The 8271-nt window shown below is 39.2% G+C and carries 6 protein-coding genes; 5 read left to right on the forward strand and 1 reads right to left on the reverse strand.

The window, feature by feature from the left end; genetic code table 11:
• Positions 1-36 precede the first annotated feature (36 nt).
• The 5 genes from apbC to dcuC all read left to right on the forward strand — a co-directional run bounded on the left by apbC (position 37) and on the right by dcuC (position 6422).
• Positions 37-1149, forward strand: a complete 1113-nt coding sequence (gene apbC / locus HMPREF0693_RS07115) for an iron-sulfur cluster carrier protein ApbC (protein ID WP_004247590.1) — start codon at positions 37-39, stop codon at positions 1147-1149.
• Positions 1150-1361: 212 nt separating this feature from the next.
• Positions 1362-2003 carry a uridine kinase gene (gene udk, locus HMPREF0693_RS07120; protein ID WP_036896026.1) on the forward strand — a complete coding sequence of 214 codons (642 nt, stop codon included), beginning with the start codon at positions 1362-1364 and terminating at the stop codon, positions 2001-2003.
• A 76-nt stretch (positions 2004-2079) separates the two neighbouring features.
• On the forward strand, positions 2080-2661 hold the full coding sequence (dcd, locus tag HMPREF0693_RS07125) for a dCTP deaminase (protein WP_004244515.1): 582 nt from the start codon (positions 2080-2082) through the stop codon (positions 2659-2661).
• A gap of 45 nt (positions 2662-2706) precedes the next feature.
• Positions 2707-4638 carry an outer membrane assembly protein AsmA gene (gene asmA / locus HMPREF0693_RS07130; RefSeq protein WP_004244516.1) on the forward strand — a complete coding sequence of 644 codons (1932 nt, stop codon included), beginning with the start codon at positions 2707-2709 and terminating at the stop codon, positions 4636-4638.
• Between the two features lie 422 nt (positions 4639-5060).
• Positions 5061-6422 (forward strand): anaerobic C4-dicarboxylate transporter DcuC, encoded by a 1362-nt coding sequence (gene dcuC, locus HMPREF0693_RS07135; protein WP_004247593.1) that lies wholly within the window; start codon positions 5061-5063, stop codon positions 6420-6422.
• A 160-nt stretch (positions 6423-6582) separates the two neighbouring features.
• Here dcuC and HMPREF0693_RS07140 read toward each other — a convergent pair whose 3' ends face one another.
• Positions 6583-8163 (reverse strand): TerC family protein, encoded by a 1581-nt coding sequence (locus tag HMPREF0693_RS07140; RefSeq protein WP_036920006.1) that lies wholly within the window; start codon positions 8161-8163, stop codon positions 6583-6585.
• Between the last annotated feature and the right edge of the window lie 108 nt (positions 8164-8271).

Genomic DNA, 8271 nt, shown 5'->3' on the forward strand with positions numbered 1-8271 from the left:
GATATTTAATGAATAACGAAAATGAGAGGAGCCGGGATGAGTGATAAATCCCCCGAGCAGACCACCCCTGAGATTCTGAAAGAAAAAGTTTCAGGTGTCTTGTCTACTTTTGAACACCCGACATTGAAACGTAATCTGCTTTCCCTAAAAGCATTACATCAGTGTGCGATGATTGATGATGTCCTTCATATCGAATTAGTGATGCCGTTTGTGTGGAAAAAACCTTTCCAACAACTGATTGAAGAAAAAACGGCAGAGCTGCGTAATATGACGGGAGCCAAAGCTGTTGAGTGGAAGCTAAAACACAATATTGCCACACTACGTCGTGCAAACGATCTTCCAGGTATTAATGGCGTACGTAATATTCTGGCGGTGAGTTCAGGTAAAGGCGGGGTGGGTAAATCCAGTACCGCGGTAAACCTTGCTTTAGCGCTAGCACAAGAAGGGGCTAAAGTTGGTATTCTGGATGCGGATATTTATGGCCCATCCATTCCTAATATGTTAGGTACAACCATGGAACGCCCAACTTCACCAGATGGGCAACATATGGCACCTATTATGGCGTATGGTCTAGCATCTAACTCTATCGGTTATTTAGTCACAGACGATAATGCCATGGTATGGCGTGGTCCAATGGCAAGTAAAGCGTTGATGCAAATGCTGCAAGATACATTATGGCCTGATTTAGACTACCTTGTGATCGATATGCCACCAGGAACGGGTGATATTCAATTGACCTTATCACAAAATATTCCGGTGACTGGCGCCGTTGTTGTTACAACACCACAAGATATTGCGCTGGTGGATGCGATGAAAGGCATTGTCATGTTCAAAAAAGTCAATGTACCCGTATTAGGTATTATTGAGAATATGAGTGCGCATATTTGTAGCAATTGTGGTCATCTTGAGCCTATTTTTGGTACTGGTGGTGCTGAGAAATTAGCCGAAAAATATCATTGCCAATTATTGGGTCAAATTCCACTGCATATCTCTTTACGTGAAGATTTAGATCGCGGACAACCGACGGTGATGCGTGATCCAGAAGGTGAATTCGCTGATATCTATCGTGAAATTGCTTCAACAGTTTCTGCGCAAATGTATTGGGATGGGGATGCTATTCCAACGGAAATTTCTTTCCGCGCGGTATAAGCGGTGAAACAATAATCTATTGATTATTATGGGAAGTCTTTTAGGCTTCCTTTTTTTTATCCGCTGAAATCTGACTATTTTTGATAAAAAACAAAGAGATTTTTGGTTTTACGCTGGAACCAGAAGGATTTCAAAACTATAATCTGCGCGAGCGTAATATTTACATATTATTACGTTATTCCTCTTTTTTATTTCAAACCAGGTTTTTTATTATGGCTGACACAGCACATCAGTGCACAATTGTAGGTATCGCTGGAGCCTCTGCTTCAGGTAAAAGTCTTATTGCCAGTACACTTTACCGTGAATTAAGAGCGCAAGTAGGTGATCATAATATCGGTGTGATACCAGAAGATTGCTATTATCGTGACCAAAGTGATTTAACAATGGAAGAGCGATATAAAGTTAACTACGACCACCCCAATTCGATGGATCACGCACTTTTATACCAACACTTGTGTGAACTAAAAGTCGGAAACGCCATCGAACTCCCTCAATATGATTATGTCGCTCACACCCGTAAATCAGAAACCATTCATTTTAAACCAAAAAAAGTTATTATTATTGAAGGTATTCTGTTATTAACAGATAAGCGCTTACGTGAAGAGATGGATTTTTCTATCTTTGTCGATACGCCATTAGATATCTGTTTAATGCGTAGAATTAAACGTGATGTGAATGAACGTGGGCGTAGTCTAGATTCTGTTATTGAACAATATAATAAAACTGTTCGTCCGATGTTCTTCCAGTTTATTGAGCCTTCTAAACAATATGCCGATATTATTGTGCCTAGAGGGGGAAAAAACCGTGTTGCGATCGATATTTTGAAAGCAAAAATCGGACAGTTTTGTGAATAATTGAGTTCATTTGTAGGCAGCTTTCATGCATGATTAACCATGAAACTGCCTGTTTAACTTGAAGAAGGGAAATAAAATGCGATTATGCGACCGTGATATTATTCAGTGGCTTGATGAAGGTAAATTAGTCATTGAACCCCGCCCGCCTGTCGAGCGAATTAACGGCGCAACAGCGGATGTTCGCTTGGGTAACCAGTTTCGTGTTTTCCAAGGACATACTGCGGCTTACATTGACCTCAGTGGCCCCAAAAATGAAGTTAATGAGGCCCTTGAGCGGGTGATGAGTGATGAAATTGTATTACCAGAAGGCGAAGCGTTTTATCTTCATCCCGGAGAGCTTGCCTTGGCGGTTACATTAGAGTCTGTCACATTACCGGATAATGTAGTAGGGTGGTTAGATGGACGCTCATCTTTAGCGCGATTGGGATTAATGGTACACGTCACGGCTCACCGAATTGATCCGGGCTGGCATGGACACATCGTATTAGAATTTTTTAATTCAGGTAAACTGCCATTAGCATTAAGACCGGGTATGGTGATTGGCGCATTAAGTTTTGAACCTATGTCAGGCTCTGCGGATAGGCCTTACAATCGTCGCCAAGATGCGAAATATAAAAATCAACAAGGTGCGGTAGGAAGTCGGATTAGCGAAGATTAATTTTTCATTAACGACTATTATCAACTTTATTAAGCGGGTAACAATATGAAAAGGTTTTTGACAACACTCGCCATTTTGCTTGTAGTGATTTTGGCAGGCTTAACGACATTAGTTTTGCTCATTAACCCTAATGATTTTCGTGGTTATCTTGTTGAACGCGTTGAAAAACAAAGTGGCTATAAATTAACCTTACAAGATGATATGCGTTGGCATGTCTGGCCAAAACTCAGCATTATTAGTGGTAAAATGTCATTAACAGCTCCCGGTGCTGAGCAACCATTGATCACTGCTGATAATATGCGTCTTGATGTGGAATTATGGCCATTACTTTCCCACCAGTTGGAAGTAAAAGAAGTGATGCTAAAAGGCGCAGTGGTTAGACAAACGCCTGAGAGTAAAGCAATACCTAAAATAACCCCGCCTTCTGTTGCCAATGAAGACAGTACTCGTCCGATTATTGAGCCAAAAACAAATCGTTGGCAATTAAATATTGCTAAGGTGAGGATCTCCGATAGTTTGATTATTTGGCAAACCAAAGGGGGAGAGCAACTTAATTTACGCGATATCAATTTATTATTAAAAACGGACGACAAAAAACAAATTAACCTTGAGATGAGCACCAAAATTAATCGTGATCGTCGCGAGTTAATGTTAAATGTTGTTGCTAATGCTGATATGAGTGGCTACCCATATCAAATCAGTGGCAATATCGCTCAATTAGATTATGCATTATCGGGAATAGGACTTCCGGCTCAAGGGATCTCCGGAAATTTAACCTCAGATTTCAATATTAAAAATGATAGTGTAAATGTTATTGCCTTAAATAATTTAAATATGACGGCAAATGAGAGTCAGCTACAAGGTAGCATCACGGCTGAATTGGCTAAAAAGAACCGCTATCAAGTGGAATTAACTGGGGACACTTTAAATTTAAATACCCTATTACCTGAGTTAGCACAGCCTAATTCATCTGAAACAGCATCGTTAACCTTGGCAAATACCCCGTCGAGATCATTCTCATTCTTTAGCCGTGCTCAGGCTGCACCATCACCCAATGCAACTATTATGGCTCGTCCGGTTATTACCTCCGCGACAATTGAAAACAAAGCGTATGATTTAACCCACTGGGGTGATATTGAATTTAGCTTAAACTTAGCGCTCAATAAGTTATTGTATAAAGAATTAGAAATAAACAATGTTAAATTAACCGCATTAAATAACCCCAAATCATTAAATATTGATAGGTTAGAAGGGCAGATCCTAAACGGAAATTTCTCACTGCCTACGGTGATTTCTACTAGCATTGTGCCAGCGCATATTAGTATGAATGTCACAATGAATAATATCCCTTTGCAACCTTTATTACGCGTCTTTGATCAGCCAGAAAATTTCAGCGGTTTAATTTCTGCGAAAGGGCATCTAGAAGGTGCCGGATATAATTGCAACGCGTTTCTTAATAGTTGGCAGGGTACACTGGATACGTCATTAAGCGAATTTAAAATGCTAGGATTAAATATTCCACAAGTGATCCAGCAATCTATTGCACAAACAACCGATCAAGTGGTTTATCCTGAAGATATTGAGAACTATACCAAAGCCGATAGTGTGATTGCCCAGTTTAAACTAGCGCCTAAAGGCCGAGTGACGTTAAATCAGTTAGATGCTCAAGCAAGTGCTTATCAGATCAGCGGGCAAGGTCAATTAGATCTACAACGTCATAATCTAGATGTGATGCTGATGGTTAATATCAAAAAAGGTTGGGGCAAAGAGAATGAATTTATTCGCCAACTGGCCAAAATAGATATTCCATTAAGATTGTATGGTAATTGGAATGCTATCCAATATGAGTTTAACGTTGAAAAATTACTACGTGATCAATTACAGCAAAAAGCAAAACAGGCCATAGATAATTGGTTAAATAAGCAAGATGATAGCCCCGAAGTTAAAGCGCTTAATCAATTATTGAAAAAAATATAATTTTTAAAGTTGTTAACAAGGTGGAATAAAATTTTATTCCACCTTGTTTTGTTTTTTGGCTAATAAATTGATTTTATTAATTTATGATTAATAACCCCTTCTCTTATATTAAACAATATCTGTGGAACACAGATGCTGCATTACGTTTCTTATCCCCGTTCCCTGTCACCGTTAACAGAAAATGGATAAAATGATTAAATTATGCTCATAGTGCATTATTTTTATCATTTAATTCAGTTTTTGCCTAAAAAATACTCATTCGTACTGTTTACATGTAAAAAAATAGTCGTTTTTTTTGATATATGTCATACACTGCAACGTTGCCTTTGGGCAGAGTGTGTCCATTGCACTAAATGCAAAAAAATGATGATAAAAACAAAAAGCTTCATTTTATAAATAACTATCGTAGACAGGAACTATACATGATTGAAATTCTTATCGGCGCCCTCGTCGCTGTGGGTGTTGGGCGTTACATTGTTAAGGGATATTCGCCAACAGGTGTGCTACTTACTGGTGGGCTATTATTGCTTATCATCAGTGTGATTATGGGCAAATCAGTATTACCAGCCAGTGTCACAAGTACCGGTTATCGCTTAATCGATATTGTTGAGTATGTAAAAAATCTACTTATGAGCCGTGGTGGTGATCTGGGGATGATGATCATGGTGCTATGTGGGTTTGCTTCTTATATGACTCATATTGGTGCCAATGACGTGGTCGTGAAACTTGCCTCACGCCCATTAAAAATGATCAACTCACCTTATCTTTTAATGGTAGCGGCTTATATTGTTGCATGTTTAATGTCATTAGCTGTTTCATCCGCAACAGGTCTTGGTGTGTTATTGATGGCGACCTTATTCCCAGTGATGGTCAATATGGGAATTAGTCGTGGTGCGGCGGCAGCTATCTGTGCTTCACCTGCATCAATTATTTTAGCGCCAACCTCTGGTGACGTGATTTTAGCGGCACAAGCTTCTGAAATGCCACTTATTGATTTTGCGTTTAAAACAACACTGCCTATCTCTATTGCCGCAATTCTTGGGATGTGTATTGCTCACTTTTTCTGGCAACGTTATCTTGATCGTAAAGAGCATATCGAAACAGAGATGTTAGATGTGAACGAAATCAAAACTCACGCCCCTAATTTCTATGCGATTTTACCTTTCACACCTATTATTGGTGTATTAGTTTTTGATGGTAAATGGTTACCAGAGCTTCATATTGTTGCCATTATTATTCTTTGCATGATGTTATCTGCGGTTATTGAATTTATCCGTAGCTTTAGTGCTAAAGAAGTTTTTGCCGGTTTAGAAGTTGCTTACCGTGGTATGGCTGATGCATTTGCCCAAGTGGTAATGTTATTAGTTGCCGCAGGGGTTTTTGCGCAAGGTTTAACAACAGTTGGCTTTATTCACGCGTTAATTGATGGTGCACAATCATTAGGCTCAGGGGCGATTGTTATGATGATTGCATTAGTCTTAATTACCATGCTCGCAGCAATGACAACCGGCTCAGGGAATGCGCCTTTCTATGCTTTCGTTGAATTAATTCCGCGCTTAGCAAGTAATATGGGTGTGAATCCTGCTTACTTAACTATTCCGATGTTACAAGCATCAAACTTAGGACGGACTTTATCACCTGTATCGGGTGTGGTAGTTGCTGTATCAGGAATGGCAAAAATTTCACCTTTTGAAGTGATGAAACGCGTTTCTGTACCAGTATTGGTCGGGCTTGTGATTGTGATTGTTGCAACGGAAATACTGGTACCCAGCACATTAGGTTGATCATCAATAAATTATTGAAATAAAGTTAGCTTTATCTACTTTATTTTTCATTCTATTGACGGGCTTTGTTATGCATAGACAAAGCCCATTTTTTATTAAGCATCATTTTCAGATAAAAAATATCCGCCTTAGAGACGGATATTTGGTTATTTAATAGAAATTAAGCTTCGTCGACGTTTTCTTCGTCTTCAGGCGTTGGTTCAACAATACGTACTTTATTAATACGGTGATTGTGTACATCTAATGGTTCAAATTCAATACCATCAATAACCACTTTTTCACCGACGGCAGGAACGCGTTGTAAATGTTCCATCAATAAGCCAGCCAAGGTTTCATACTCACGTTTTTCATCCAACTTAATGGGAATATAAAGCACTAAGTCTTCCAGCGGTGTAAAACCATTGACAGTCCATGAGCCATCTTCATTTTGTACTAAGTCGTGACGAGAGTCATTTTCCTCTGTACTTACTGGTAAATTACCGGCGATGGTTTCCATTACATCGGTTAAGGTAACAATGCCTTCGACAGAGCCAAACTCATCAACCACAAAGGCAAAGTGAGTATGAGCATTACGGAATTGTTCTAATGCCTGTAATAGTGATAACCCCTCAGGGAAGATTAAGGGTTGTGTAATTAATAAACGCAAATCTAATGGTTCATTACGTAACTGTTGATTTAATAATTGAATAACATTTACCACGCCAATAGGTTCGTCGCTATTTTCTTCGTCGGTAATAACGAGACGAGAATGGGGATCTTCTTCTAGTAATTGGCGAATATCATCTTGGGTGGCTTTTAGATCAACATATTCAACATCATGGCGTGAAGTCATAATACTATTGACGTTTCGCTGGCTTAAACCCAGAACGCGCACAATCATTTGGCGCTCTTGAGGATCAAACACCTCTTCTGTATTAGCAACTAAATCAGAAGTGTGAGGGTCAAGTTCAGAGGCTTCTGGTTTACCATTAATAATGCGCAATACCGCTTCCGCTGTACGTTCACGCAAAGAGCGAGAAGCTGATAAGAAGCGTCGGCGGTTAAACTGTGCGAGTTGGTTAAATATCTCTATCATAATAGAGAAACCAATGGCAGCGTATAAATAGCCTTTAGGTATTGGATAGCCAAACCCTTCTGCAACTAAGGCAAAACCAATCATCAATAAGAAGCTTAAACATAAAATAACAATAGTTGGATGATTATTGACAAATGTGGTTAATGGCTTACTTGCGAGGATCATCAAGAACATCGCAATAGTTACAGCAGCAATCATAACGCCGAGATGGTCAACCATCCCTACCGCAGTGATAACAGAGTCTAGAGAGAATACAGCATCTAGTACAATAATTTGCGCAACAACAGACCAAAAACTCGTGGTTTTACGTTGTTTTCCCTCGCTATGATCTTTACCTTCTAGCCGTTCATTAAGCTCCATTGTGGCTTTGAAAAGTAAGAATATCCCTCCGAGGAGCATGATTAAGTCTCTGGCACTGAAAGGATGATCAAACAGTGTGATAAGAGGTTTGGTTAGGGTGATAAGCCAAGAGAGACTAAATAGCAGTACAATCCGCATAATAAGAGCACACAATAATCCTGTGATACGTGCTTTATCTCTTAATTTTGCTGGGAGTTTATCTGCTAGAATAGCAATAAAAACAAGGTTATCAATACCAAGTACGATTTCGAGAACAATAAGGGTGGAAAGACCTACCCATATCGTCGGATCTACGATCCATTCCATACAGTTTGTTTTACCTTCTATAAAGACGGCATATGCCGACTTGGGAATAATGAGCAATTTAGCGGAATTTTTCAATAAATTATTATTGATAGTGGCAGAATAATTTCA

The organism is Proteus mirabilis ATCC 29906 (assembly GCF_000160755.1).
Taxonomy (GTDB): domain Bacteria; phylum Pseudomonadota; class Gammaproteobacteria; order Enterobacterales; family Enterobacteriaceae; genus Proteus; species Proteus mirabilis.